Annotated in this window: 22 protein-coding genes and 2 tRNA genes; 19 read left to right on the top strand and 5 right to left on the bottom strand. The window is 68.1% G+C overall.

The annotated features are described in order from the left end of the window. The first annotated feature begins 110 nt into the window (after positions 1 to 110). Complete coding sequence (gene serA / locus AC1C2U_RS04430) at positions 111 to 1,700, top strand: phosphoglycerate dehydrogenase (protein ID WP_495360495.1); 1,590 nt, start codon at positions 111 to 113, stop codon at positions 1,698 to 1,700. Here the strand turns inward: serA and AC1C2U_RS04425 are convergent. Continuing rightward, the gene (locus AC1C2U_RS04425; RefSeq protein WP_495360494.1) at positions 1,690 to 2,265 is read right to left on the bottom strand and encodes a TetR/AcrR family transcriptional regulator; all 576 of its coding nucleotides are present in this window, start codon (positions 2,263 to 2,265) and stop codon (positions 1,690 to 1,692) included. The two genes, serA and AC1C2U_RS04425, sit on opposite strands and share 11 nt — an antisense overlap. Positions 2,266 to 2,368: 103 nt before the next feature. On the opposite strand from AC1C2U_RS04425, the gene AC1C2U_RS04420 reads away from it, so the two are divergent. The 4 genes from AC1C2U_RS04420 to AC1C2U_RS04405 all read left to right on the top strand — a co-directional run bounded on the left by AC1C2U_RS04420 (position 2,369) and on the right by AC1C2U_RS04405 (position 7,021). Next, a complete protein-coding gene (locus AC1C2U_RS04420) occupies positions 2,369 to 3,922 on the top strand; it encodes an MFS transporter (protein WP_495360493.1) in 1,554 nt (517 codons plus the stop codon). A 79-nt stretch (positions 3,923 to 4,001) separates the two neighbouring features. Continuing rightward, entirely contained in the window at positions 4,002 to 5,063 is a 1,062-nt protein-coding gene (locus AC1C2U_RS04415; protein ID WP_495360492.1) for a 3-isopropylmalate dehydrogenase, read from the top strand. A gap of 25 nt (positions 5,064 to 5,088) precedes the next feature. Next, positions 5,089 to 6,204 (top strand): branched-chain amino acid aminotransferase, encoded by a 1,116-nt coding sequence (locus AC1C2U_RS04410; protein ID WP_495360491.1) that lies wholly within the window; start codon positions 5,089 to 5,091, stop codon positions 6,202 to 6,204. Positions 6,205 to 6,250: 46 nt separating this feature from the next. Then, entirely contained in the window at positions 6,251 to 7,021 is a 771-nt protein-coding gene (locus AC1C2U_RS04405) for a fumarylacetoacetate hydrolase family protein (RefSeq protein ID WP_495360490.1), read from the top strand. Positions 7,022 to 7,078: 57 nt separating this feature from the next. On the opposite strand, the gene AC1C2U_RS04400 is transcribed toward AC1C2U_RS04405, so the two are convergent. Further along, entirely contained in the window at positions 7,079 to 7,582 is a 504-nt protein-coding gene (locus AC1C2U_RS04400) for a hypothetical protein (protein WP_495360489.1), read from the bottom strand. Positions 7,583 to 7,688: 106 nt separating this feature from the next. Here AC1C2U_RS04400 and AC1C2U_RS04395 point away from each other — a divergent pair, with 106 nt between their 5' ends. Beyond that, the gene (locus AC1C2U_RS04395; RefSeq protein WP_495360488.1) at positions 7,689 to 8,159 is read left to right on the top strand and encodes a group III truncated hemoglobin; all 471 of its coding nucleotides are present in this window, start codon (positions 7,689 to 7,691) and stop codon (positions 8,157 to 8,159) included. Further along, on the top strand, positions 8,140 to 8,859 hold the full coding sequence (locus AC1C2U_RS04390) for a helix-turn-helix transcriptional regulator (RefSeq protein WP_495360487.1): 720 nt from the start codon (positions 8,140 to 8,142) through the stop codon (positions 8,857 to 8,859). Before AC1C2U_RS04395 ends, AC1C2U_RS04390 begins: the two co-directional genes overlap by 20 nt. Positions 8,860 to 8,917: 58 nt before the next feature. On the opposite strand, the gene AC1C2U_RS04385 is transcribed toward AC1C2U_RS04390, so the two are convergent. Next, positions 8,918 to 10,018, bottom strand: coding sequence for an aminotransferase class V-fold PLP-dependent enzyme (locus tag AC1C2U_RS04385; RefSeq protein ID WP_495360486.1), 1,101 nt, complete (start codon positions 10,016 to 10,018; stop codon positions 8,918 to 8,920). Positions 10,019 to 10,100: 82 nt separating this feature from the next. Here AC1C2U_RS04385 and AC1C2U_RS04380 point away from each other — a divergent pair, with 82 nt between their 5' ends. The 5 genes from AC1C2U_RS04380 (at position 10,101) to AC1C2U_RS04360 (ending at position 16,878) form a co-directional block, all read left to right on the top strand. Further along, complete coding sequence (locus AC1C2U_RS04380) at positions 10,101 to 11,042, top strand: LysR family transcriptional regulator (RefSeq protein ID WP_495360484.1); 942 nt, start codon at positions 10,101 to 10,103, stop codon at positions 11,040 to 11,042. An 11-nt stretch (positions 11,043 to 11,053) separates the two neighbouring features. Continuing rightward, a complete protein-coding gene (gene gltX / locus AC1C2U_RS04375) occupies positions 11,054 to 12,568 on the top strand; it encodes a glutamate--tRNA ligase (protein ID WP_495360483.1) in 1,515 nt (504 codons plus the stop codon). A gap of 96 nt (positions 12,569 to 12,664) precedes the next feature. Beyond that, positions 12,665 to 12,739: transfer RNA gene (locus tag AC1C2U_RS04370), tRNA-Gln, on the top strand. Positions 12,740 to 12,923: 184 nt separating this feature from the next. Continuing rightward, positions 12,924 to 15,311 (top strand): transglycosylase domain-containing protein, encoded by a 2,388-nt coding sequence (locus AC1C2U_RS04365; protein ID WP_495360482.1) that lies wholly within the window; start codon positions 12,924 to 12,926, stop codon positions 15,309 to 15,311. Beyond that, entirely contained in the window at positions 15,235 to 16,878 is a 1,644-nt protein-coding gene (locus AC1C2U_RS04360; RefSeq protein WP_495360481.1) for a serine hydrolase domain-containing protein, read from the top strand. The genes AC1C2U_RS04365 and AC1C2U_RS04360 overlap by 77 nt, the downstream gene beginning before the upstream one ends. Here AC1C2U_RS04360 and AC1C2U_RS04355 read toward each other — a convergent pair whose 3' ends face one another. Further along, positions 16,879 to 17,514, bottom strand: coding sequence for an MBL fold metallo-hydrolase (locus AC1C2U_RS04355; RefSeq protein ID WP_495360480.1), 636 nt, complete (start codon positions 17,512 to 17,514; stop codon positions 16,879 to 16,881). It abuts the gene before it with no gap. Between the two features lie 60 nt (positions 17,515 to 17,574). Here AC1C2U_RS04355 and AC1C2U_RS04350 point away from each other — a divergent pair, with 60 nt between their 5' ends. Continuing rightward, a complete protein-coding gene (locus AC1C2U_RS04350) occupies positions 17,575 to 18,477 on the top strand; it encodes a diacylglycerol/lipid kinase family protein (protein WP_495360479.1) in 903 nt (300 codons plus the stop codon). 98 nt (positions 18,478 to 18,575) lie between these two features. Beyond that, positions 18,576 to 18,648 (top strand) — tRNA-Glu (locus tag AC1C2U_RS04345). Positions 18,649 to 18,790: 142 nt separating this feature from the next. On the opposite strand, the gene AC1C2U_RS04340 is transcribed toward AC1C2U_RS04345, so the two are convergent. Then, positions 18,791 to 19,480: a TIGR00645 family protein gene (locus tag AC1C2U_RS04340; RefSeq protein WP_495360478.1), complete on the bottom strand. Its 690-nt coding sequence runs from the start codon at positions 19,478 to 19,480 to the stop codon at positions 18,791 to 18,793. Positions 19,481 to 19,729: 249 nt separating this feature from the next. On the opposite strand from AC1C2U_RS04340, the gene AC1C2U_RS04335 reads away from it, so the two are divergent. The 5 genes from AC1C2U_RS04335 (at position 19,730) to AC1C2U_RS04315 (ending at position 25,340) form a co-directional block, all read left to right on the top strand. Further along, positions 19,730 to 20,767: a TerC family protein gene (locus tag AC1C2U_RS04335; RefSeq protein WP_495360477.1), complete on the top strand. Its 1,038-nt coding sequence runs from the start codon at positions 19,730 to 19,732 to the stop codon at positions 20,765 to 20,767. A 110-nt stretch (positions 20,768 to 20,877) separates the two neighbouring features. Then, positions 20,878 to 21,771: a PP2C family protein-serine/threonine phosphatase gene (locus AC1C2U_RS04330; protein ID WP_495360476.1), complete on the top strand. Its 894-nt coding sequence runs from the start codon at positions 20,878 to 20,880 to the stop codon at positions 21,769 to 21,771. Next, positions 21,752 to 22,960, top strand: a complete 1,209-nt coding sequence (locus AC1C2U_RS04325) for an FHA domain-containing protein (protein ID WP_495360475.1) — start codon at positions 21,752 to 21,754, stop codon at positions 22,958 to 22,960. Before AC1C2U_RS04330 ends, AC1C2U_RS04325 begins: the two co-directional genes overlap by 20 nt. After that, positions 22,960 to 24,627 carry a serine/threonine-protein kinase gene (locus AC1C2U_RS04320; RefSeq protein ID WP_495360474.1) on the top strand — a complete coding sequence of 556 codons (1,668 nt, stop codon included), beginning with the start codon at positions 22,960 to 22,962 and terminating at the stop codon, positions 24,625 to 24,627. Before AC1C2U_RS04325 ends, AC1C2U_RS04320 begins: the two co-directional genes overlap by 1 nt. After that, positions 24,624 to 25,340, top strand: coding sequence for a hypothetical protein (locus AC1C2U_RS04315; protein ID WP_495360473.1), 717 nt, complete (start codon positions 24,624 to 24,626; stop codon positions 25,338 to 25,340). Before AC1C2U_RS04320 ends, AC1C2U_RS04315 begins: the two co-directional genes overlap by 4 nt. Positions 25,341 to 25,369 lie beyond the last annotated feature (29 nt).

Raw genomic sequence — 25,369 nt, 5'->3', positions numbered from 1 at the left:
CACGAGGTGGCGGCACTGCTCCATTAGGGTTGACGGGATAATGGCGCCCCCACTGGCGTAGGTGCTCCCGTCAGCGCGCCCCGCCGCGCGTCGCTCCGAAGGAATCGTTCGTGTCAAAGCCGATCGTGCTGATCGCCGAAGAACTCTCGCCCGCCACCGTCGAAGCCCTCGGCCCCGACTTCGACGTCAGGTCCGTCGACGGCACCGACCGGCCCGCGTTGCTCGCGGCGCTGGCCGACGCAGACGCGGTCCTCGTGCGGTCGGCGACCAAGGTCGACGCCGAGGCGATCGCCGCAGCCCCGAAGCTGAAAGTCATCGCCCGTGCAGGCGTCGGCCTCGACAACGTCGACATCAAGGCGGCGACCGCCGCAGGCGTCATGGTCGTGAATGCTCCGACGTCGAACATCATCTCGGCGGCGGAGCTCACGGTCGGCCACATCCTGAGCCTCGCCCGTCACATTCCTGCGGCCCGCGCGTCGCTCGGGGCGGGGGAGTGGAAGCGCTCGAAGTACACGGGCGTCGAGCTCTACGAGAAGACGGTCGGCATCATCGGCCTCGGTCGAATCGGCGCCCTCATCGCGGCTCGCCTGCAGGCCTTCGGCACCAACGTCATCGCGTACGACCCGTACATCACCGCAGCCCGCGCCCAGCAGCTGGGTGTGCAGACCGTGACCCTCGACGAACTCATCGAGCAGTCCGACTTCATCACGATCCACATGCCGCGCACCCCCGAGACGCTCGGCATGATCGGCGTCGAGCAATTGCGGCGCATGAAGCCGACGGCCTTCGTCGTGAATGTCGCGCGCGGCGGACTCATCGACGAAGACGCGCTCTTCGACGCGCTGTCGACCGGCGAGATCGCCGGCGCGGCGCTCGACGTCTTCGTCACCGAGCCGCCCACCGAGTCGCGGTTGCTGCAGCTCGACAACATCATCGTCACGCCGCACCTCGGCGGCTCGACCGACGAGGCTCAAGAGAAGGCAGGCGTCTCGGTCGCGAAGTCTGTGCGGCTCGCGCTCGCCGGCGAGCTCGTGCCCGACGCGGTCAACGTCGCCGGCGGGGTCATCGACCCCTATGTCCGCCCGGGCATCCCGCTCGTCGAGAAGCTCGGCCAACTGTTCGCCGGCATCGCGAACGGCCCCCTCACGAGTCTCGATGTCGAGGTGCGTGGCGAGCTCGCCGACTTCGATGTGAGCGCGCTGAAGCTCGCGGCATTGAAGGGCGTCTTCACGAACGTCGTCAGCGAGACCGTGTCGTACGTGAACGCCCCGCTCCTCGCCGAGCAGCGTGGTCTCGACGTGCGCCTCATCACGGCGCCCGAGTCGCCCGAGTACCGCAATGTCATCACTCTCACGGGTGCGCTCGCCGACGGCCGCCAGGTGTCGGTGTCGGGCACGCTCACCGGGCCGAAGCAGATCGAGAAGCTCGTCGGCGTCAACGGCTACGAGCTCGAGGTGCCGATCGCGACGACCCACATCGTCATGGAGTACGCCGATCGCCCCGGCATCGTCGCGGTCTACGGGCAGGAATTCGGCGAGGCCGGCATCAACATCGCCGGCATGCAGATCGCACGCCGCGAAGCCGGTGGCCACGCGCTCAGCGTGCTGACCGTCGACTCGCCGGTGCCCGCCGAGGTGCTCGAGCGCGTGCGATCGGCGATCGACGCGACCCTCTTCGTCGAGGTCGACATCACGGAGTAGCGGTCGGTGTCTGGGCGATGCGCTCGAGTAGTGCGACGAGCCCGTCCATCGCGGCAGGGCCGATGTCAGCGGCGTCGTCTGAGGTGCTCGCCTCGACCTCGGCGCGAAGCGCCGAATGGTAGTAGAGCCCGTCGCCGATGAGCGTGATCGCGAGGGAGAGCGAGGGGTCGTCGACGTGCCGGCTGATCACCTCGAGCCAGCGCGACCGCACGGCGTCGATCGCCTGCGCCGCCTGCCGGTCGCCGCCCTGTGCGAGCCGCACGGTGGCGACGAAGCTGTGGTCGAGCGGTGACGCGAGGTCGACCGACGATCGCACGAAGTAGGAGATCGCGCCCTCGGGGGCGGCGTGGATGCGGGCGACGTCTTCGTCGACGAGTCGGTGCAGACGTTCGATGAGCCCGGCGATCAACGCGTGCCGTGAGCCGAAGTGGTAGAGCAGTCCGCCTTTGGAGACGCCGGCGCCACGAGCGGTGGCGTCGAGGGTCGCGGTGCGCTCGCCGTCGGCGATGATGATGCGCTCGAACGCGTCGAGCACCGCCTCGTGGGCGACGGGCGGGCGACTCATGAGCTCGGCGCGGTCGATGAGCTGATGAGTGATATTGCTCGTGACATGTCTGTTACTATACCAGCTGGACGGTATAGTAATCGTCTCAGACGAACGAGCCAGGATGACTGAAACGACCGACACCGACCAGATCCCAACGACCACGCACGTCACGACCCGAGCGCCCCGTCGCGCCTGGGTCGCGCTCGCCGTGCTCATGCTGCCCGTGCTGCTCGTCTCGGTCGACAACACCGTGCTGAGCTTCGCGCTGCCGGCGATCTCGCGCGATCTCGCGCCGAGCGCGGCAGGGCAACTCTGGATCATCGACGCCTATCCACTCGTGCTCGCAGGCCTCCTCGTGGCGATGGGCAGCGCAGGTGACCGCTTCGGCCGCCGCCGCATGCTCCTCATCGGTTCCGTCGGCTTCGCCGTGATCTCGATCGTCGCCGCGTTCGCGCCGACCGCCGAGGCGCTCATCGCCGCCCGTGCGGCGCTCGGCTTCTTCGGCGCGATGCTCATGCCGTCGACCCTGTCGCTCCTGCGCACCGTCTTCGTCGACCGCGAACAGCGTCGGCTCGCGATCGCCATCTGGGCGTCGGGTTTCGCAGCGGGCAGTGCCCTCGGCCCGCTCGTCGGCGGCATCCTGCTCGAGCACTTCCACTGGGGCGCCGTCTTCCTGCTCGCCGTGCCCGTGCTCGTGCCGATGCTGGTCCTCGTGCCGCTCCTGATTCCCGAGAGCCGCGACCCCGCGCCCGGGCGCATCGACATTCCGAGCACGCTCCTCTCGCTCGCCGCGATGGTGCCCGTCGTCTTCGGCATCAAGTCCATCGCGACCGAGGGCGTCTCGGGCATCGGCATCCCGGCGATCATCCTCGGTATCGTCTGCGGTGTCTGGTTCGTGCGACGGCAGCTGAAGGCCGAGTCCCCGATGCTCGACGTGCGACTGTTCCGGCAGGGATCGTTCGGCGGAGCCGTGCTCGTGAACCTCTTCAGCGTCATCGCTCTCGTCGGGTTCCTGTATTTCGTCTCGCAGCACCTGCAACTCATCGCGGGCCTCTCTCCGGTCGCAGCGGGCCTCGCTCTGCTGCCAGGGCTCGTTGCGATGATCATCGCCGGACTCGTCGTCGTGCCGATCGCACGGCGAGTGCGACCCCGAGTGCTCGTGCCCGTGGCGCTCTTGCTCTCGGCGTCGGGATATGCGGTCATCGCGTTCACCGCAACCGCCGAGTCGATCGCACCCGTCGTGATCGCGTTCGTGCTGCTCGGCGTCGGCATCGGCGCCGCCGAGACGGTCTCCAACGAGCTCATCCTCTCGAGCGCTGCGCCCGAGAAGGTGGGCGCAGCGTCGGCGGTGTCGGAGACGGCATACGAGCTCGGCGCGGTGCTCGGAACCGCGGTGCTCGGATCCATCCTCGCGGCGCACTTCCGGGCTGCGATCGAGCTGCCCGCCGTGCTCAGCACCGAACAGGCGTCCACCGCGCAAGAGACGCTCGCCGGCGCGGTCACCGTCGCCGAGCAGCTGCCAGCCTCGATCGGCGATCAGCTCGTGGCATCCGCTGCGCTCGCTTTCGACGAGGGGGTCGTGGTGACCTCGCTCATCGGCGTCGCACTCATGGTCGCAGCCGCCCTCATCGCCGCGCTCGCCTTGCGCAACCCCGCCCCGGTCGCTCGCGACTGACCACGGGCTCGTGACACGCCGGGTGTCACTCGGCAATGCGGCCAGTACTCTGGGAGAGCTGACGCACGAAGGAGCATTCATGGTGGACACGGTCAAGCTCGCGGTGATTCCCGGCGACGGGATCGGACCCGAAGTCGTCGGCGAGGCGTTGAAAGCGCTCGCTGCCGCAACCCGGGGAACGGATGTCTCGTTCGAGCAGACCGAGTTCGCCCTCGGCGCCGCCCGCTATCTCGAGACCGGCGACGTTCTGACCGACGACGACCTCGAGTCGATCAAGAGCCACGACGCGATCCTGCTCGGCGCGGTCGGCGGGCTTCCCGGCGACCCCCGGCTCGCGGGCGCCAACATCGAGCGTGGGCTGCTGCTGAAACTCCGCTTCGAGCTCGACCATTATGTGAACCTGCGCCCGTCGGTGCTCTACCCGGGCGTTGCGAGCCCGCTCACCGATCCCGGCGAGGTCGACTTCGTCGTCGTGCGCGAGGGTACAGAAGGGCCGTACGTCGGCAACGGCGGTGCGATCCGTGCTGGCACGCCGCACGAAGTCGCGAACGAGGTCTCGGTCAACACCGCCTACGGTGTCGATCGGGTCGTACGCTACGCGTTCGCCGCGGCATCCGCTCGCCCGCGCAAGAAACTCACTCTCGTGCACAAGACGAACGTGCTCGTCTTCGCCGGCTCTCTCTGGAAACGCACGGTCGACGCCGTCGCCGCCGAATTCCCCGACATCGCCGTCGACTACCTGCACGTCGATGCGGCGACGATCTTCCTCGTCACCGACCCCGCGCGGTTCGACGTCTTGGTGACCGACAACCTCTTCGGCGACATCCTCACCGACCTGGCCGGCGCGATCAGCGGCGGCATCGGCCTGGCCGCCTCGGGCAACATCAACCCCGACGGCCGATTCCCCAGCATGTTCGAGCCGGTCCACGGCTCAGCACCCGACATCGCCGGCAAAGGCATCGCCGACCCCACCGCCGCGATCCTCTCCGTTGCACTGCTGCTCAGCCACCTCGGCCGGGCGGATGCTGCGGCGAGGGTGGAGCGGGCCGTCGTCGCCGATGTGGCCGAACGCGGCGACCGTCGGCGCACGACCTCAGAGGTCGGCGACGCCATCGCCGACCGTATCGGCGCACTCGACTGATCCAGCGCATCGAAGGACACACATCATGACGATCAACCTCCCGCTCCAGGCCCCATCCGCCGCCGGACTCATCTGGCAGGTCACCCGCAACGAGCAGGCGAAGACGCCCGCCGAACGCGAGGCGATCCTCGCCGACCCCGGTTTCGGCAACCACTTCACCGACCACATGGTCGACATCTGCTGGTCGGAGAAGGGCGGCTGGCACCGCCCGCGCGTCTCGCCCTATGGGCCGATCGCGCTCGACCCCGCTGCCGCGGTGCTGCACTATGCGCAAGAGATCTTCGAGGGCATGAAGGCGTATCGGCACGCCGACGGGTCGATCCACACCTTCCGGCCCTACGAGAACGCGGCTCGCATGCAGCGCTCAGCGCATCGGATGGCGCTTCCCGAGCTGCCGAGCGAGTACTTCATCGAGTCGCTGAAGCAGATCATCGCCGTCGACGCCGACTGGGTGCCGAGCGCCGCCGAGACGAGCCTGTACCTGCGGCCGTTCATGTTCGCGAAAGAGGCGTTCCTCGGCGTGCGCCCAGCGAAGAAGGTCAACTACTACGTCATCGCGAGCCCTGCGGGCGCCTACTTCCCGGGCGGCGTGGAGCCCGTCAGCATCTGGCTCTCGACGCAGTACTCGCGGGCGGGCAAGGGCGGCACGGGTGCTGCGAAGACCGGCGGCAACTACGCGTCGAGCCTGTTGCCTCAGGCGGAGGCGTATGAGAAGGGATGCCAGCAGGTCGCGTTCCTTGACAGCGAGGGCAACCTCGAAGAGCTGGGTGGCATGAACATCGTGCTCGTCAAGCGCGACGGCACCCTCGTCACGCCAGAATCGGAGTCGATCCTCGAGGGCATCACGCGCGACTCGATCCTGCAGCTTGCGACAGACCGCGGTCACGTGGTCGAGCGGCGGAGCGTCTCGCTCGACGAGTGGCGTGCCGGTGCGGCATCCGGTGACATCGTCGGGGCGTTCGCCTGCGGTACCGCCGCGGTCGTCGTGCCCATCGGGCGCCTGCTCGGCGACGACTTCGAGATCGTGCACGACGGCGATACCGCCTCCGAGCTGGCGTTGTCGCTTCGCGGGGAACTGACAGGCATCCAGTACGGCCGAGTCGAAGACCGCCACGGCTGGATGCTCCGGCTCGACGCGTAAGTGCGGTGCAAACGAGCGGGCCTCGCCGCTCAGTAGGCTGTCTTGCATGAAGATCGCGCGGTTCAGCCATGGTGAAGCCATCTCGTTCGGCATCGTCGACGAAGAGGAAGACGAGCTCGTCGTACTGAAGGCCGACCCGATGTTCGCGGGCTTCGAGCCGACCGGTGCGCGCGTGCCGCTCGCCGAGGCGAAGCTGCTCGCGCCCGTGATCCCGCGGTCGAAGGTCGTCGCGGTCGGCAAGAACTACCACGACCATGCCGCCGAGATGGGCGGCGAGGCGCCGGCTGAGCCGCTGCTGTTCCTGAAGCCGAACACCTCGGTCATCGGCCCGGGCGACACGATCGTGCTGCCGAAGCAGAGCGAGCGCGTCGAGCACGAGGGTGAGCTCGCCGTCGTGATCGGCCGCATCGCGAAGAACGTCGCCGAAGCCGATGCCGACGAGTACATCTTCGGTTACACGATCGCCAACGACGTCACGGCCCGTGACCTGCAGAAGCGCGACGGGCAGTGGGCGCGGGCGAAGGGCTTCGACTCGTTCTGCCCCCTCGGCCCCGTCATCGACACCGAGGTGGACTTCGAGAACGGAACGATCGAGACGAGCGTCAACGGGGTCCGCAAACAAGAGGGCCGGCTCGCCGACCTCGTGCACTCGGTGCCCGCCATCATCGCCTACGCGTCGAGCGTGTTCACTCTGCTGCCGGGCGACGTCATCCTCACCGGCACTCCGGCGGGCGTCGGTCCGATCGTCGACGGCGACACCGTCGAGGTCACGATCTCGGGCCTCGGCACACTGTCGAATTCCGTGCGTTCCGCCTGAGCCGGCGGCGGGGGAGTCGTGGCGTGGCGGCGCGGCGAGGCATTCGAACGCGCCCGGTCAGCCCACCGAACGGAGGTGGGTGAGCACGAGCCCGACCGGCACTCCGACAAGCACGACAATTAGCGCGAGCGCCGTGACAGCACGCCGAGCAGGCCCCGATCCGCCGGGAGTCCGCAATGCCAGGACGAGTGGCACCGCGATCAGCAGACCGCCGGAGTCGGCGATGAGCGGCACCCGTGCGAGCGCCCCGACGACGACGAGCAGGTTGCCGAGGTTCCAAGCGGCGAAGGTGAACCAGCCGCCACGGCCGGTGGCCCACGGGGCGTGTTCGAGCACGCGAGCGATGAGGCACTGGGTGGCACCGCCCACGAGCACGAGATAGGCCGCGAGCCAACTGCCCGGTTCCAGCTGCAGCGGCCCGGTCAGTGCGGCAACGAGTCCGCCGATGACGATGAACGCGATGCCGAGGGCGTTGCCGACGGTGGTCGGTCCGAGCCTCGGAGCCGGCCCCGCGTCGCGGAGGTGTCCGTCTGCGGCGACGATCTGATAGCCCGAACCCATTTCGATCCCTTCGACGTCGATTCGCCCGGACACCCGCCTGGGCGGAGACCGTCGAATTGAACGTAACAGATTGCGGTTTATTTGGCAGGACGGGTACCGTGGGCGCATGGCCGAACACCCGCGAGAGCTCCGCGACATCCGTGACCGTGTCGACGTGAGGCGGCTCGTCGAATCCTTCTACCGTCGCGCCTTCGCCGATCCGCTCATCGGACCGATCTTCACCGATGTCGCGCACATGAATCTCGATCACCACCTGCCGATCATGTGCGATTTCTGGGAGACGGTTCTCTTCCGCACCGGCAGCTACCGTCGAAACGCGCTCGCCATGCATGTCGCACTTCACGCGAAGTCCCCGCTCGGCGCGGCGCACTTCAACCGATGGCTCGAACTCTGGGTCGCGAACGTCGACGCGCAGTTCGCCGGCGAGTCGGCCGAGCGCGCGAAGATCCAGGCGCGCCGCATCGCCGGATCGATCGGCCTTCGGCTGTCGGGCGGTTCGGGCAGCGCGTTCGAGACAATCTCGACGCGCGCTCGGCTCGAGGCGGAGGGGGCGATCGATGCAATCGGCGGAAGCTGAGTCCGGCACCGACCGCTGGGCACTCGCACTCGCGTCACCGGCCAGGCGGCGGGTGCTCGACGCGTTGCATCGGGCCGGAGAGCCCGTCGAGGCCGCGGAGCTCGCCGACTCGATCGGCGTGCACATCACAACCGCGCGTTTCCACCTCGACCAGCTCGTCGGGGCTGGCGTCGTCGCCACGACGGCCGAGCGTCCCTCGCGTCGAGGGCGACCGCGCCTGCGCTACGCGCTCGTCGACACCGTTGCGACACGCGCACGAGACGAACGCTCCCGCGAACGGCTGATCGAGTTGCTCGCGGCCGCACTCGAGGGGCAGGGAGTCGAGACGCGGGCGATGCTCGCTCGTGAGGCGGGCCGAAGCTGGGCCTCGAGCCTGTCGATCCCGCCCGACGAGGGCGTTGCGCCCGTCGAACCCTCGCCCGACGAGATCGCGTCGACCCGGGCATCGTCGACCGAACGACTCGTCCGGGTGCTCGACGAGCTCGGCTTCGAGCCCGAACCGGCACCCGAAGGGCTCTCGCTCCACGCCTGCCCGTTCCGCGATGCGGCGCGACGTCACCGCGATGTCATCTGCGCCGTGCATGAGAGTCTCATCCGCGAAGTGCTCTCGGGCGAGGCATCGGACTCGGCTGTCGAAGCCCGGCTGCTGCCGTTCGCCGCGCCCGACCGGTGCCTCGTCGTGCTCAGCGCCGTGCGCTGAGCGGCGATCGGGTGCGGCCGATGTCGATGCCGATGTCGAGGGCGCTGGCCTGTTGCACTCAGCGCCGTGCGCTGAGCGGCGATCGGGTGCGGCCGATGCCAATGCCAATGCCAATGCCGATGTCGATGCCGATGTCGAGGGCGCTGGCGGCGAGCTCGACGTCCTCGTTGTCGTTCCAGAGGTGGAACGCCACCCTGGCCCTGCCTGCTCGACCCGATGCCGTGATGCCAGCTGCGCCGAGCGCGGCCAATGCGGTGCCATCTGCGTCGGGCCAGGCCACGATCGCACTGTCGGATGCCTCGAGCCCGAGACGCTCACGGAATGCGTTCGCGAGGGCGACATCGTGGTCGCGCACGCCTGTCATGTCGAGCGAGGCGGCGAATTCGAGCGCCGCCTCGGCGCCGGCCCAGGCGTGCCAGGCGGGGGAGACGTCGAATCGATGCGCGTCGTCGGCGAGGTACAGGCCCGGCCCGTAGCACGAGGCCCACGGGTTGTCGCCCGAGTACCAGCCGGCGGCGTGCGGGGTGATCTCGGCGACGGCGCGTGGCGAGAACGCGGCGAAGGCGGCGCCGCGCGGTGCCGACAGCCACTTGTAGGCGTGGCAGACGACGACGTCGGCCTCGAGTGCGTCGGTCGCCATCCACCCTGTGGCCTGTGTGGTGTCGACGAGGCTGAGTGCGCCGGCCGAGCGCACGGCGCGAGCGACGGATGCCGCGTCGGCGACCTCGCCGGTGGCTGATTGCACGAGCGAGTAGGAGACCAGCCACGTCGACGGGCCGACAGCGTCGGCGAGCGCAGAGAGGGGAACGTGCCGCACTCGCAGGTCGCCACGGGCGAGGAACGGTGCGACGACCGAGGAGAAGTCGCCGTCGACGCAGATCACCTCGGCGCCCGAGGGCGCGGATGCCGCGACCATGCCGGTGAACACCGAGACCTGCGACCCGGTGGCGATGTCGGCAGGTGTGCGGCCGAGCAGGGTTGCCGCATGGCCGCGCGCCCGTTCGTGCACCGCCGTGTAGTCGGCTCCGTTCGCCGTGCCCGACGACCATGACTCGAGGTCGCGTCGCACTGCGTCGCGGGTGACGTCGGCCGGCAGGCCGAGGGTGCAAGCGGCGAGATAGCCGCGTCCGGCAGCGAAGCGATCACGAGTCGGGTGCATGCGATCCAGTTTCGAACGCGCGAATTCATTCGACAAGACCTAGTGATCGATCATATACATGCCGCTGTCTTATGATTTGAATATGCCGGATGCCGCGATCAACGCTCTCGCCGCCGCGCTCGACCTGCAGACCGTGCGGGTCGTGCGGCAGATCGCGGAGCGCGGTTCGCTCACGGCGGCCGCCGAATCCCTCGGCTACAGCCAGCCCGCGGTGAGCCAGCAGCTGCGCCGGTTCGAGGAGCGCACCGGCATCGCTCTCGTGGAGCGCGTCGGTCGCGGCATCCGCCTGACGGAGTCCGGTCGTGTGCTCGCCCGGCATGCTCACGGAGTCGCCACGGTTCTGGAAACCGCGGCCGGCGAACTCGCCGAGATCCGCGGGCTCCGAGCCGGCCGTGTGCGTCTCGTCGCCTTCCCCTCGGCGTCGGCGACCCTCGTGCCGCGCGTGATCGCGGCGCTCGCCGCCGCCCACCCGGGCATCGATGTCACCTACGTCGAGGCCGAGCCGCCCGAAGCGGTGCACGCGGTGCGAGTCGACGGCGCCGACCTTGCGATCACGTTCAGTTACCCGGGTGACCGCGACGACCCGCACCGGGCGAGCGCGCGCGGGCTCGAGGTGCGGGGGTTCGGCGATGAGCCGATGCGACTCGTGCTCCCGGCGAGCCATCCTGCAGCGGCATCCGACGTCGTCGCGCTCGAGGCGCTGCGCGACGAGCCCTGGATCGCGGGTTGCCCGCGGTGCCGCGGCCACTTGCTCGAGCTGGCCGGCGCCGCCGGGTTCACGCCGCGCATCGCCTTCGAGACCGACAACTTCGTCGCCGTCGAGGGCATGGTCGCGCAACGCCTCGGGGTGGCACTGTTGCCGGCGCTCGCGCTCGCTGCATCGCCGCGGCATGCCGACGTCGTCGCCAGGCCCACTGCCGGGGCCGATGTGCGTTCTCTCCATCTCGTCACGGCGCGCGGCGCCGAACGGGTGCCGGCCGTGGCCGCGACACTCGCCGTACTCGCGACCCTCACCGCTCGATAGCATTGAGGGGTATGTCTGAGACAGCTCACCCCACGACCCAGGCCACCGGCAGCGACATCCGTGTGCGCTTCTGCCCATCGCCGACCGGCACGCCGCACGTCGGCCTCATACGCACCGCCCTCTTCAACTGGGCGTACGCGCGCCACACCGGGGGCACGTTCGTGTTCCGCATCGAAGACACCGATGCCGCGCGCGACAGCGAAGAGAGCTACGAGCAGATCCTCGACGCGCTCACGTGGCTCGGCCTCGACTGGGACGAAGGCGTCGGCGCCGGCGGACCTCATGAGCCCTACCGGCAGTCGCAGCGCGCCGGCATCTACGCCGACGTCATCGAACGGCTGAAGGCCTCGGGCCACGTCTACGAGAGCTTCTCGAACGCTGAAGAGATCGACGCCCGCAACGAGGCCGCCGGCCGGCCGAAACAGCTCGGCTACGACAACTTCGATCGCGATCTCACCGACGAGCAGCGTGCGGCGTTTCGCGCCGAGGGTCGCGAGCCGGCGCTGCGACTGCGGGTGCCCGAGGCCGACCTCGGGTTCGACGACCTCGTGCGCGGCGAGATCACCTTCCCGGCCGGCAACACGATCGACTTCGTCGTCGTGCGCCCGAACGGTGCCCCGCTGTACACACTCGTGAACCCCGTCGACGACGCCCTCATGGGCATCACGCACGTGCTTCGCGGCGAAGACCTGCTCTCGTCGACGCCCCGTCAGATCGCGCTGTACCACGCGCTCATCGACATCGGTGTGACCACGTTCGTCCCGCGCTTCGGCCACTTGCCCTACGTCATGGGCGAGGGCAACAAGAAACTCTCCAAGCGCGACCCCGAGTCGAACCTCTTCCACCACCGCGATCGCGGGTTCATCCCCGAAGGACTCCTGAACTATTTGGCGCTCCTCGGCTGGGGCTACTCCGCCGACCGCGACGTGTTCAGCCGCGACGAACTCGTCGCCGCCTTCGATGTCGAGAACGTGAACCCGAACCCCGCGCGCTTCGACCTGAAGAAGGCCGAGTCGATCAACGGCGACCACATCCGCCAACTCGACATCGGCGACTTCGCCGGCCGCACTGTGCCGTACCTGCAGGCTGCCGGCGCCGTCTCGACACCGATCACTCCCGGTGAGGAGGCCGTGCTCGCCGAGGGCGCGCCGCTCGTGCAGGAGCGTATCTCGCTGCTGGGCGAGGCCCCCGGCATGCTGGGATTCCTGTTCACTGACGCCGCGGGGCTCGAGTTCGATGAATCGGCCGTCGCCGCGCTCACCGCCGACGCCGCCACCGTGCTCGCGACCGCTCGTGAAGCGCTCGACCGATTGCCCGCCGAAGAGTGGACGCACGAGCAGATCGAAGAGGCGCTTCGCGCCGCCCTCGTCGACGGCCTCGCGCTGAAGCCGCGCGTGGCCTTCGGTGCCGTACGCACGGCGATCTCCGGTCGACGGGTTTCGCCGCCGCTCTTCGAGTCGATGCAGATCCTCGGAAAGGTCGACTCTCTCGAGCGCATCGATCGGCTCGCGGCGCTCATCGCCTGAGTGCCCGAGATGCTCCCGCTGAGCGCAGCTCGGTTTGGCGGGGGTGTGCTCGTAGGCTAGAGTTACATGTCGGCCGGGGACTTCGGTTTCGGCCATTGGGGTATGGTGTAATTGGCAACACGGCGGTTTCTGGTACCGTTGTTCTTGGTTCGAGTCCAGGTACCCCAGCCAATATTTTGTGAGAAAGGCCCGGTCACGCGGGCCTTCTTCTTTTCCCGAATACCGAGCCGCGAAGCGGTATTCGTGTGGGCTGGACTTCGGTGGCGCGCTGCGCTTGCATTGAGTGTCGGCACCGTTCGAGCCTCCCTACAGGCTCCTGGTGAATCAAGAGACGCCGACAAGGGAATGGTGAGCCATGGTTTCTGGAAACATGCGGAATCGTGACTTCCAGGAGACGCGAACACCCATCGGGGTGATCGGCGGTTTCATCGGATTCATCGCGGCGAGCGTGGGTGCCGCGCTGCTCGTCGTCGCCGGTGTCACACCCGCGCTCGCGACCGTCGGCATCGCGGCATCCGGATCCATCGGAATGTTCGACAATCTCCCCGGCTATCTCGAGATCGACGAGCTCTCCGAGAAGAGCAACATCTACGCGACCGCCAGTGACGGCAACCCGGTGCTGCTCGCCTCGTTCTACGACCAGAATCGGGTCGAGGTCGGCTGGAACGCCGTCAGCCAGTACGTCAAGGATGCCGCGATCGCCGGTGAGGATCCGCGGTTCTACGAACACGGCGGCGTCGACCTGCAGGGCACCCTCCGCGCCGCGGTGACGACTGCGAGCGGCGGGGAGACCCAGGGCGGGTCGTCGATCGCACAGCAGTACGTGAAGAACGTGCGCGTGCAGGAATGCGAGGGCGAGGCGAACGTGACGGCGTTCGAGGACATGTCGGAGGAGGAGATAGAGGCACTCGGCATCGACGGACGCCGGGCTCTCATCGACGAGGAGAAGGCGGAGTGCTACGAGGCCGCGACGGACTCCGACGGCACCTCCGGTATCGAACGCAAGCTGAAAGAGATGCGCCTCGCGATCGGCGTCGAGAAGCGCTACTCCAAGAACGACATCCTGCTCGGATACCTGAACATCGCCGGCTTCGGCGGCACCGTCTACGGCATCGAGGCGGCGGCGAACTACTACTACACGACAACAGCGGCGAACCTGACGCTCGCCCAAGCAGCCTCGTTGATGGCGATCGTCAACAACCCGGTGGAGTTCCAGCTCGACAAGCCCGAGAGCGAGACGAACGGCGCGGCGAACGGGTACGCGAGAAACCAGTCTCGTCGTGACTACATCCTGTTCCACATGCTCGACGAGAGGAAGATCACGCAGGAGGAGTACGACGCGGCGGTGGCCACTCCGGTGCAGCCGGTAATCGCCGAGCCGAGCACCGGTTGCCAGACCGCCGTGGAGTCGGCGTATTTCTGCGACTACGTGAAGAACATCCTGCAGACCGACCCGACGTTCGGGGAAGACGCCGAGACGCGCATGCAGAACTTCCGGCGCGGCGGCTATGACGTCTACACGACGCTCGACCTCGACCTGCAGAACGCCGCCGTTGGTGCGATCGCCCAGAACGTGCCCCAGACCTATCCGGGTTGGGACGTCGGGAGCGTGATCTCGAGTGTGCAGGTCGGCACCGGGCGTGTGCTCGCCATGGCGCAGAACAAGCAATACAGCCAAGACCCCAAGGTGCTCGAAACCGGCCCGCAGTACACGAGCATCAACTACAACACCGACTATTCGCAGGGCGGCTCGAGCGGCTTCCAGCCCGGGTCGACCTACAAGGTATTCACGCTCGCGCAGTGGCTCAACGAGGGCCATTCGCTCGCCCAGCGCGTCGATTCCAAGCCGAAGTCGAACTGGGGCACATTCCGAGACAGTTGTTTCGGCCCGCAGAATGCCGGGCCGTGGAATCCGAAGAACGACGCGAACGAGGCCGGCGCCAATTACACGGCTCTCGAGTCGACCGTGAACTCGATCAACACCGGGTTCATCGGCATGGCAAAGCAGCTCGATCTCTGCGGCATCCGCAAGACCGCGGAGGCATTCGGGATGCACCGCGCCGATGGCGATCCGCTGCAACAGGGTCCGTCGAGCGTGATCGGCACGAATGAGGTGGCACCGCTCAGCCTCGCCGTCGCCTTCGCCGGCATCGCGAACAACGGCGTGGCCTGCACTCCGATCGCGATCGACCGCATCGTCGACCGCGACGGCAATGAGATCGCGGTGCCTGCGTCGACCTGTACCCCGGCCGTCTCACCCGAAGTGGCCGCCGCCATGCACTACGCGATGCAGCTCGTGATGACGAGCGGCACTGCCACGGTCTCGAACGGCGGCGTACAACCGCGCGTTCCGATGATCGGCAAGACGGGCACGACTGACGGCAACAAAGACACCTGGATGGCGGGAGCGAGCTCGAAGGTTGCGACAGTGGCCGGCGTGATGAGCCTCACGGGTGACGCGAACCAGCGTGGAATCTCATTCGAGAGCGGTCAGGCGGCGACTGCCCGACACCGGATGTGGCCGATCGTCATGTCGGTCGCGGCTGCCAAGTACGGCGGCGACCCGTTCACGGTTGCGGCGCCCGGGCCGGCTGCGCCACCGACGACCGCTCCGGCTACGGGCGATGCGCCGGCACCCGAGGTCGAGCCGCCCGACGACGGGCCCGGTGGCGACGGCGACGGCGGCCCGGGTCGAGGTGATCGCGACGACGGCGATCGCGGCGGCGACCGCGGTCGCGGCTGACGGCCGGCAGGCTCCCGGCGCTATTCACCGGTTGGTGCGAAACCGACTTGTACGCTGGGGGAGGCCCCGCGTCGGCGGGACGATCACGAGGGAGAACATGCGCGTCGCCGCCGACACCGTTCGGGCTGTCGAATCCGTCTTCACCGATCGACTCGCCGCTGGCACCGCCCCCGGTTCGAGCTGGGCCGTGTTCGATCGCGGTGGCCTGATCGCAGCGGGGGGTTCCGGCGCCGCGGAGATTGACGGAACGGCCGCGGCATCCGGCCCCGACACGCTCTTCCGCATCGCGAGCTGCACCAAGAGTTTCACTGCCGCAGCCCTGCTGCTGCTTCGCGATCGAGGCCTCATCGACCTCGACACCCCGGCGAACGCATTCGTGCCCGAGTTCTCGCCTGAGATCCCGGGCGGCATCGACGCCGCCCCGACCGTTCGCATGCTCATGACGATGTCGGGTGGACTGCCCACCGACGACCCGTGGGCCGACCGTGAGGAGGCGATGTCACGCGCAGAGTTCCGTGGGACGCTCGCCGCCGGCATCCGCTGCGTCACGATCCCCGGCACCGCGCTCGAGTACTCGAACTTGGGCTACGCGGTGCTCGGTCAGGTCGTCGAACGGGTGTCGGGGGTGGCGTTCACCGAGTTCATCGAACGCGAGCTCATCGAGCCGCTCGGGCTCGACGTTCGATTCGAGCGGCCAGAGGGTGCCAAGCCCTCGGTCGCGGTCGGCTACCGCAATGTCGATGGCGAAGGATGGCGCGCACTCCCGTTCACGGGGCCGGGCGTCTTCTCGGCCATCGGCGGACTGTTCGCCTCGGCAAGCAGCCTGGCGGCGTGGGCGGCCTGGCTCGCATCGGCATGGGAAGGTGATGAACGCGGCCCGCTCAGCGCGGCCAGCCGGCGCGAGATGCAGCAGCTCATGCGAGTCGCCGCGAAACGTCACGGCCCTCCGGCGATGCCGGGCACGCAGGTCGCGCCGACGCCGAAGGTGTACGGCTACGGTTTCGGGCTCTTCGTCGAACTCGATGAGCGGTTCGGCGCGATCGTGTCGCATTCGGGCGGTTATCCGGGATTCAGTGCGCACATGCGCTGGCACGCCGCATCCGGCCTGGGGGTCATCGCCTTCGAGAACGCGACGTATGCCAGGGTCTCCCAGGGTGCCGAGGTCGCGCTTGCGATGCTGCTCGAAGCGATCGACGGTGCGAGCCCCGTGACGGCGTCACCGGTGCCGTGGCCCGAGACCCTCGATGCATCCGTTGCACTCAGTGCGCTCGTGAACGAATGGTCGGATGCCACGGCCTCGGCCGTGCTCGCGACGAACGTCGCGCTCGACGCGCCGTACGACGAACGCCGCAGGGCGATCGAAACCGCCTGGGCCGCAGTCGGGGGGCGCACCGAGGGGAGCGCGACGCCGGTTGATGCGACGTGCGACTCGCCCGATCACCTCGTGTGGTTCCTGCCCGGCGAGACCGGGAGGCTGAGGCTCGAGGTGCGGATGACCCCGCTCGCCGCGCCGAGGGCGCAGACATTCATCGTTCGGGTTGAAGATCCAGAGGCATCCGTCGCCTGATCAGAAGTCGAGCGTGTCGCCCGGCTCGAGCGGTAGGTACTCGCCGCCGCCCTGCTGGGTCGCCCAGGCCAGTCGCGCGTTCGAGAGTGCCTTGCCGGCGCGCGAGAGCACCATCTCGTGGGTCGGGAATGCCCGCCGCGGCGCGATCTCGACGACGTAGTCCATCGACTCGCCGATCTTCATCCATGGAGCGCCGGCGGGCGCGGCGAGCACGTCGACGGGTACGCCGGGCACTGTGAACGAATCGCCGCCGTAGTAGAGGGCGTCGTTCACGAGCACGCCGAGGTTGTCGATCAAGGGGATCGACGCATGGATGAGCGCGTGTCGCCCGCCGAAGAACTGAAGCCGGAACGGCCCGACCTCGATGGTGTCGCCCGCAGCGACGACTTCGATCGGAAAGTCGGCGGCCGCGGCAGCGACGCCAGCAGGGCCGAATATGCGTACCTCCGGGTCGGCCTCGACGATGCGTGCCAGCTGATCCGGCGTCCAGTGGTCGTCGTGCTGGTGCGTGATCACGACCGCGACGGTGCCGGCCGACTCGGTGATCGGCGTCGTGAACTTGCCCGGGTCGATGTAGAGCTTGTCGCCCGAGTGTTCGATGACGAGCGCGGCATGTTCGAGTTTCGTGAGACGCATGGTCCGAGCCAACACTGCGCAGGGTCGGCGCGCAAGCCGTATGCCTGCCAGAATCGCTCCATGCCCAGTGCTCCCAGGCGACTTCTCGTCGCGATCAATCCCGCGGCCTCGTTCGGTCGTAATCGCGCGGTCGGACCGGCCGTGGCGGAGCGACTGATCGGAGAGGGGTACGAGGTCTCGGTGCTCCGTGAGGCCAACTTCGAACTGCTCCGGCGCGAGGCCGAGTCGGGGTTCGCACTCGGCACCGATGGCGTGATCGTGGTCGGCGGCGACGGCATGGTATCGCTCGGCGTGAACCTCGTCGCGGGCACCGGCGTGCCGCTCGGCATCGTCGCGGCCGGCACGGGCAACGACCTGGCACGCGGCCTCGGACTGCCGTTCGACGATCCGGCAGCGGCGACCGAAGCGCTCGTCGAGGCGCTCGGCCGAACGCCGCGGACGATCGACGCCGGTGTCATCCGCCACGGCGAATTGACGACCTGGTTCGCCAGCGTCGTCTCGGCCGGCTTCGACGCCGCCGTCAATGAACGTGCGAACGGCATGGTCGCGCCCAGAGGCCCGAGCCGGTACACGCTCGCCATGGTGCGCGAACTCGTGACCTTTCGACCCCGCAACTACACGATCACGGTCGACGGAGTGCGCCGCGAGCAACGCGCGATGCTCGTCTCCGTCGCGAACAATTCCTCGATCGGCGGGGGCATGCGCATCGTGCCGCACGCCGACCACACCGACGGACTGCTCGACGTGTTCATCGTGCATCCGCTGTCGAGGGCGGGGCTCGTCGCCGTCTTCCCCAAGGTGTTCGCGGGCCGGCACGCCGATCATCCGGCGGTCGAGTTCCTCACCGCCCGCACGGTGCGCATCGAGGCAGACGACATCGTCGCCTACGCCGACGGCGAACGCATCGGGCCGCTGCCGATCGACATCGAGATCATGCCCGGCGCCGTCTCCGTCTTCGCTTGAGAGGGCAGCGAACGACCCCGTCGATCGAGCGGATGTCGGTGCTGTCGCGATTTTGCGGCGGCCCTGAAGCTGTGTCATACTCTTCAAGTTGTCGATTCGGCCCCATCGTTTAGCGGCCTAGGACACCGCCCTCTCACGGCGGCAGCGCGGGTTCAAATCCCGCTGGGGTCACGCATGTGACAAGCGACAACCACTCGAATGCCCTCGCTTCCGCGAGGGCATTCGGCGTTTCCGGTCGTACGCGCCGAGACGCGGCGACGAGGTGTTCGGCGCTGCGGTGCGGCATCCGCTCGATGCCGCACCGCAGAGGCCGTCAGCGGCGGTGGACGCTGTCGACGAGCTCGGGCATCGCGTCGTCGTCGAGCCCTGGGCGGGCGTCGGGGTAGGGAACGGTGACGCCGTCGTGCACCTCGTGCGGGCCGACCTTGTGGTAGGACATCCGATCGATGAGGGCGAGCGCGAGTGCCGACAGGATGAAGACGCAGTGGATGATGACCTGCCACATGACGCCCGTGGGCGTGTACTTCACGTTCTCTTCGACCACGCCGTTATCGGTCATGCCGCCGATCTCGATGAAGGTCTTCAGCAGGTGGATCGAGGAGATGCCGACGATGGCCATCGCGAGCTTGACCTTGAGCACGTTCGCGTTGACGTGGCTCAGCCACTCGGGCTGGTCGGGGTGACCGTCGACGTTGATGCGTGAGACGAACGTCTCGTAGCCGCCGATGATCACCATGATGAGCAGATTCGCGATCATGACGACGTCGATGAGGCCGAGCACGGCGAGCATGATCGCCGCTTCATCGAGATGACCCATATCGGTCGCGACCTCTTCGGCGAGGTGCCAGAGCTCGACCACGAAGACGAGCACGTAGATCGCCTGGGCGACGATGAGCCCGAGGTAGAGCGGCGCCTGCAACCAGCGGCTCGCGAAGATCGCGTACCCGACCAGGGCAGAGCCCGGGGTTTTGCGGTACTGGCGGGCGGGGGGTGTCGGGCTCACAGATACTCCTTCTCGTGCGGACCCTGATTCTACGGGCGCGAATCGTCGCCACGATGTGCGTGCCCCGGCCGCCGGGCGACGTGTTCGGCTAGACTCGCCACAGCGAAGGGGAGTATCCCGCGAGGCCCGGCCTCGACCCACGATCGTCAGTACGAGCGCCGTCGTTGCCGCTCCGGGCGTGGGACCTGCGAGAGCAGCAGTGGGAGAGACTTTCGGAGTCCGCCGTCCCCGCATTCCGAAAGGCACAACGTGCTCGATCTCCCCATCTGGTTCGAAGTCGGCTCCCTGGTCATCCTGACGCTGATCCTCGTCGGCGACCTCCTGCTCGTGCTGAAACGACCCCACGTGCCCTCGATGAAGGAGTCGACGCTCTGGGTCGCGTTCTACGTCGGCCTGGCGCTCGTCTTCGCTGGATTCATGTTCGTGCTCGGCGACGCAGAGCACGGCGGGCAGTTCCTCGCCGGCTGGCTGACGGAGTACAGCCTCTCGATCGACAACCTCTTCGTATTCGTCATCATCATGGCGAAGTTCTCGGTGCCGAGAAAGCTGCAGCAGGAGGTGCTCATGGTGGGCATCATCATCGCCCTCGTGCTGCGCGGCATCTTCATCCTCCTCGGCGCCTCGCTCATCGAGAACTTCTCGTGGATCTTCTACATCTTCGGCGCGTGGCTCGTGTGGACCGCGATCCAACAGGTGCGCGGCGACGACGATGAGGAGGACAAAGACACCTTCATCGTGCGGATCCTCCGCCGGCGGGTGGCGATCACCGACGAGTACGACGGCGTCAAGCTCCGCACGGTCATCGACGGCAAGCGGTTCTTCACGCCGATGCTCATCGTCTTCGTCGCGATCGGCACGACCGACCTGCTCTTCGCCCTCGACTCGATTCCGGCGATCTTCGGCATCACGCAGAGTCCGTTCATCGTGTTCACGGCGAACGTGTTCGCGCTCATGGGCCTGCGCCAGCTGTACTTCCTGCTCGGCGGGCTGCTCGAGCGCCTCGAGTACCTCAAGTACGGCATCGCGTTCATCCTCGCCTTCATCGGCGTCAAACTCGTGCTGCACGCGATGCACGTCAACGAATTGCCATTCATCAACGGCGGCGAGCACATCGAGTGGGCGCCCGAGATCTCCACGTGGACCTCGCTCATCGTCATCCTCGCGGCGATGGCGGTGGCCACGGTCGCGAGCCTCGTGAAGGCCCGTCACGACGCCAAGTCCCGGGGCCACAAGCTCATGGACGAGGTGCCCCACTTCACGGAGGATTCGCACACCGACGGTCGCTGAGACTCTCCACAGGCGTCGTCAGCATGGCGCCGGAGTTGCTAGCGTTGTGGTCGGCACCGGGACGCATCGTCGTGGCCGCCGCCCGCTTTCCCACTCGATCGAGGAGAACCGTGTCAGGTGATGGCGAGGGCGTCGTCGCCCTGACGCACGGTGCTGCGCTCATCGCGCATAGCGCGCGCACAGATGTCGGGCGCGTGCGAAGCGTCAACGAGGATTCGTTCCTCGCCGAGGCTCCCGTCTATCTCGTGGCCGACGGCATGGGCGGGCACGCCCGTGGTGACGCGGCGAGTCGTGCGGTGATCGACACGTTCTCGCGTCATCTCGAGTTCGGTGTGCCTTCGTCGCCCGAGCAGGTGCTCGATGCGATCCACAGTTCCAACGACGCGGTGCGTGCGCTGAGCGAGGCCGGCGAAGAGGGCACCGCGGTCGCGGGCACGACACTCTCGGGCATCGCGTTGGTCGACGCCGGCGACGGTGCAGGGTTCCACTGGATGGTCTTCAACATCGGTGACTCGCGGGTCTACGCGTGGGACGGCCGCACGCTCGAGCAGTTGAGCGTCGACCACTCGGCGGTGCAAGAGCTCGTCGATGCAGGTCTCATCCGCCCCGAAGAAGCGGAACGGCACCCCGAGCGCAACGTGATCACGCGCGCCCTCGGAGCCGACGAGTTCGTCGACCCCGACGTGTGGTTGATCCCAGCGGCAGGCCGGCAGGTCTTCCTGGTGTGCAGCGACGGCCTCTCGAAAGAGGTCGACGATCAGTCGATCGCCCACATCCTCGCGGGCGACACCGGACACGCGGCGGGGCTCGCCGGTGAGCTCGTCGACGCAGCCCTCGCCCACGGCGGTCGCGACAACGTGACCGCGATCGTCGTCGAGTCGGTGCTCGGATCCGACGACGACGATGACGAGACGACGCGCGACCGGCGGGGCAGACTTTCGAGGGCAGCTGAAGACACACGGCCGCGCACCGAGGGAGGCGGAGATGGCGACGTATCGGCATGATCCAGCTGGCGAGTGGTTCGCGGCGGTTCGCGGCGGCGTGATCCTCGTCCTTCCGGCCGATGCCGCGGGGCACCTCGCCGAGCTCTGGCCCGTGTTCGGCACGGGTGACCCGACACCGCTCGTGCTCGATCGCCTCACCGCGAAGGGACTCGCGGCGACCCCCTCGTTCGCGCTCGTGGTGCGCGACGAATCGACGGGCTCAGCACGCGTCGTGGTGCGCGGACCGATCACCGTGCGCTCGGCTTCGGGTGAGATCCACGATGCAGGAGTGTCCACTTGGGTCGAACGCGTCCTCGACGGGGCTTCCGAGATCTCAATCGTCGTCGAAGGCGACACGGATGCCGCGTCCGAGCCGTTGCCCGTCATCGAGGCCGTGGTGCCCGTGCGATCGGTGGTCTCCGAGGGCGTCGAGCCGGTCGCCCCTGAGCGGCCGAGCACACCTTCGGCGTCGGCATCCGGAGCAGTCCCCGTTCCCCGCCCCGCCCCGAGTGCTGCGCCGGCCGTGCGACCCGACCTCCCGCTGCTTGCCCCGCCTGTTCCGATAGCGCCAGTGCGGGTGACCGCGCCCGTCGAGCTCACGATGGTGCCCGACGAAGAGACCGTCGCCGGGGTGTCGTCCACGTTCACGCAGGGCTTGCCCGCCGGCCCTCCGCCCGCCCCGGTCCCAGCTGCGCCAGCCCCAGCGGCGCCGGCGGCACCAGCCCCAGCGGCGCCGGTCGCCGAGGTCGACGGCGACCACGATGGCATGACGGTTGCGAGTATCGACATCCGCCGCCTTCGCGAGGAGCGTGCGGCCCGTGGGGCGGTCGCGACTCCCGCGGGCGGGGCCACCGCCACAGCGATTGCGCAGGCGCAGGCGAGCATCAGGATGCCTGATGGAACGCTCGAATCGATCGGGCACGAGGTCGTGCTCGGGCGCGCGCCGAGCGTCAGCAAGGTGTCGGGTGGCCGCATCCCGCGCCTCATCACCATCGGCCTCGGCGACCCCGACATCTCACGCAGCCATGTGCGACTCGCCCTCGAAGGTGACACGGTGGTCATCACAGACCTGCACTCGCGAAATGGAACCCATGTCGTGGCCCCGGGCAAGCCGCCCGTGAAGTTGCGTTCGGGTGAACCGACCCCGGTGCTCACCGGCACCGTCGTCGATCTCGGCGGCGGCTGGACCATTCAGATCGTGGGCGGCTGATGCGTCGAGCCCCATCGACGCCGCCCGAGCTTCCGGGCTACGCCCCGCTCGGGCTGCTCGGATCGGGCGGCTTCGCCGACGTCTTCCTCTTCGAACAGAAACTGCCGCGACGCAAGGTCGCCGTGAAGGTGCTGCTCGCCGAGGGCCTCGGTCGCGACACCAAGGCGCAGTTCGTCGCCGAGGCGAACCTGATGGCGCAGTTGTCGGCGCATCCATTCATCGTCACGATCTTTCACGCCGACGTCTCCGGCGACGGCCGCCCGTACTTCGTCATGGAGTACTGCTCGGGTCCGAGCCTCGCCGAACGATACAAGCGCCAGCCGCTCTCGATCGAAGACGCCCTGCGCACCGGCGTGCGTCTGGCGGGCGCGATCGCCACCGCACACGCGGCGGGCATCCTGCACCGTGACATCAAGCCGGCGAACGTGCTCACCAACGACTACGGCTGGCCCGCGCTGACCGACTTCGGCATCTCCTCGAACCTCGAGGGCGAGCTGCCCGTGCACACGATGACGTTGCCGTCCGAGTCGTCGTCGACCGCGTCCGGCCAGTCGGCCGTGGGCATGAGCGTGCCGTGGTCGCCGCCCGAGATGTTCGAAGACGACCCGAGACCCGATACCCGCAGCGATGTGTTCTCGCTCGCCGCGACGGTGCACACGCTCGTCGCAGGTCGCACGCCTTTCGAGATCGCCGGACGCTCGAACGGATCGCTCGATCTCATCGGTCGCATCGAGCGCGGCGCGATCACGCCGATGGACCGGTCCGACGTTCCGCGCAGTCTCGCCGCGGTGCTCGCCAAGGGCATGTCCACACGCCGCGACGACCGTTACCCGAGCGCCGTCGAATTCGCTCGCGCGCTGCAGCGTGTCGAGCTCGAACTCGGGTACGCGGCCACGACGATCGAGGTGCCGAACCTCGCGAGCGCTCGAAGTGAGGCCGAGCCAGACGATGACGACGACGATGCGACGCGGGCGCGCTCGGTGCGCACGGTCGACGCGCAGGCATCGCGGTCGGCCACGCCGGTGACTCCGACTCCGGTGCGCGGCGTGCCGACTGTCGCCGACGACGATGCGACGCGCGCTCGTTCGCCGCAGCAGATCAATGCCCAGACGCCGTCGAGCAGCGCCGCAGCGGGCACGGCCGGCGAGTTGCCGGATGAGGGAACCGTGGTTCGCGGCGTCGTCCGCGATACCATCCAGGACTCGACGATTGTGCGACCGGCCGGCGCGACGCCCGCGTCTGTCGCCTCGACGATGCCACGCCGGAATCGACTCGGTCTCATCGTGGGCATCGCCGCCGCCGTCGTGATCGCGGCGGTCATCGGCATCGCGATCGCGCTGTCGGGAACGGTGAACCCCCCACCGGTGGCCGAGACATCGAACCCCGGAGAGAATGCCGTGATAGCCGGGACGGTGCCGACAGCAGTCGTCTCGACCGGTGTCGCGAGTTCAGACGGCACCAGCGTGACCTTCCAGGTCTCCCATAGCGACTCCGCTGAAGGCGACAGGTACCGCTGGACCCTGTCCGATGGGTCAGGGGATCCGCAGGTCGCAGATGGTCCGTCCATCGTCGTCGAACGCGCAGCGGCAGGCGCGCGCACGTGCATCGACGTGCAGGTGCAGCGCGGCAGCAAGACCTCCGACCCCACGAGAGGTTGCACGCCATGAGACCGCTTCGCGTCGAGTACTGCGGGGAGTCGTACACCGTCGAGATGGGCGCCCCGTTCACGATCGGGCGTGAATCAGACCTCACGATCGACGACAATCCGTATCTGCATCGAACCTTCCTCACGCTCTCCTCGGAGTTCGGCCTCTGGTGGCTTTCGAACGTCGGCCAGATCCTGTCTGCGACGATCTCGGACTCGACGGGTAGCGTGCAGGCGTGGCTTGCTCCGGGTGCGAAGCTGCCGCTCGTCTTCCAGACGGTTCACGTGATGTTCAGCGCCGGCGCGACGACGTACGACTTCACGGTGCACGCTGAAGAGGACTTCTACAACACCTCCCTCACCGCTGCACCGGCCGACGGCGGCACGACGATTCTGCCCGTGACACTCACTTCGAGTCAGCGGCTGCTCGTTGTCGCACTCGCCGAGAACGTGCTGGCCCAGCCAGCCGGTGGTCGTGCACTCGTGCCGAGTTCGGCTGAAGCTGCGGCGAGACTCGGCTGGAGCATGACGACGTTCAACCGCAAGCTCGACAACGTCTGCGAGAAGCTCGACCGCATCGGCGTCGACGGCCTGCGGGGTGGGCGGGGCAAACTGGCCACGAACCGTCGCGCGCGACTCGTCGAGTACGCGGTCGCGACGCGGCTCGTGAACGCTGACGACCTCACCCTCATCGATGCAGCTCGGCGCGACGCCGAGCAGAAGACCGGCGAGTGACGCCACCGATCTTCACCTGAGGACGCCAC

Source organism: Agromyces sp. Y575, from assembly GCF_059445445.1.
Note: the sequence above shows the minus strand (reverse complement) of the source record. Positions and strands in the feature narration are given on the sequence as shown.

Bases quoted from the DNA above. Each gene is read 5' to 3' on its own strand.
- AC1C2U_RS04425 (WP_495360494.1), bottom strand. From the start codon at position 2,265: ATGAGTCGCCCGCCCGTCGCCCACGAGGCGGTGCTCGACGCGTTCGAG.
- AC1C2U_RS04420 (WP_495360493.1), top strand. From the start codon at position 2,369: ATGACTGAAACGACCGACACCGACCAGATCCCAACGACCACGCACGTC.
- AC1C2U_RS04415 (WP_495360492.1), top strand. From the start codon at position 4,002: ATGGTGGACACGGTCAAGCTCGCGGTGATTCCCGGCGACGGGATCGGA.
- AC1C2U_RS04410 (WP_495360491.1), top strand. From the start codon at position 5,089: ATGACGATCAACCTCCCGCTCCAGGCCCCATCCGCCGCCGGACTCATC.
- AC1C2U_RS04405 (WP_495360490.1), top strand. From the start codon at position 6,251: ATGAAGATCGCGCGGTTCAGCCATGGTGAAGCCATCTCGTTCGGCATC.
- AC1C2U_RS04400 (WP_495360489.1), bottom strand. From the start codon at position 7,582: ATGGGTTCGGGCTATCAGATCGTCGCCGCAGACGGACACCTCCGCGAC.
- AC1C2U_RS04395 (WP_495360488.1), top strand. From the start codon at position 7,689: ATGGCCGAACACCCGCGAGAGCTCCGCGACATCCGTGACCGTGTCGAC.
- AC1C2U_RS04390 (WP_495360487.1), top strand. From the start codon at position 8,140: ATGCAATCGGCGGAAGCTGAGTCCGGCACCGACCGCTGGGCACTCGCA.
- AC1C2U_RS04385 (WP_495360486.1), bottom strand. From the start codon at position 10,018: ATGCACCCGACTCGTGATCGCTTCGCTGCCGGACGCGGCTATCTCGCC.
- AC1C2U_RS04380 (WP_495360484.1), top strand. From the start codon at position 10,101: ATGCCGGATGCCGCGATCAACGCTCTCGCCGCCGCGCTCGACCTGCAG.
- gltX (WP_495360483.1), top strand. From the start codon at position 11,054: ATGTCTGAGACAGCTCACCCCACGACCCAGGCCACCGGCAGCGACATC.
- AC1C2U_RS04365 (WP_495360482.1), top strand. From the start codon at position 12,924: ATGGTTTCTGGAAACATGCGGAATCGTGACTTCCAGGAGACGCGAACA.
- AC1C2U_RS04355 (WP_495360480.1), bottom strand. From the start codon at position 17,514: ATGCGTCTCACGAAACTCGAACATGCCGCGCTCGTCATCGAACACTCG.
- AC1C2U_RS04350 (WP_495360479.1), top strand. From the start codon at position 17,575: ATGCCCAGTGCTCCCAGGCGACTTCTCGTCGCGATCAATCCCGCGGCC.
- AC1C2U_RS04325 (WP_495360475.1), top strand. From the start codon at position 21,752: ATGGCGACGTATCGGCATGATCCAGCTGGCGAGTGGTTCGCGGCGGTT.
- AC1C2U_RS04320 (WP_495360474.1), top strand. From the start codon at position 22,960: ATGCGTCGAGCCCCATCGACGCCGCCCGAGCTTCCGGGCTACGCCCCG.
- AC1C2U_RS04315 (WP_495360473.1), top strand. From the start codon at position 24,624: ATGAGACCGCTTCGCGTCGAGTACTGCGGGGAGTCGTACACCGTCGAG.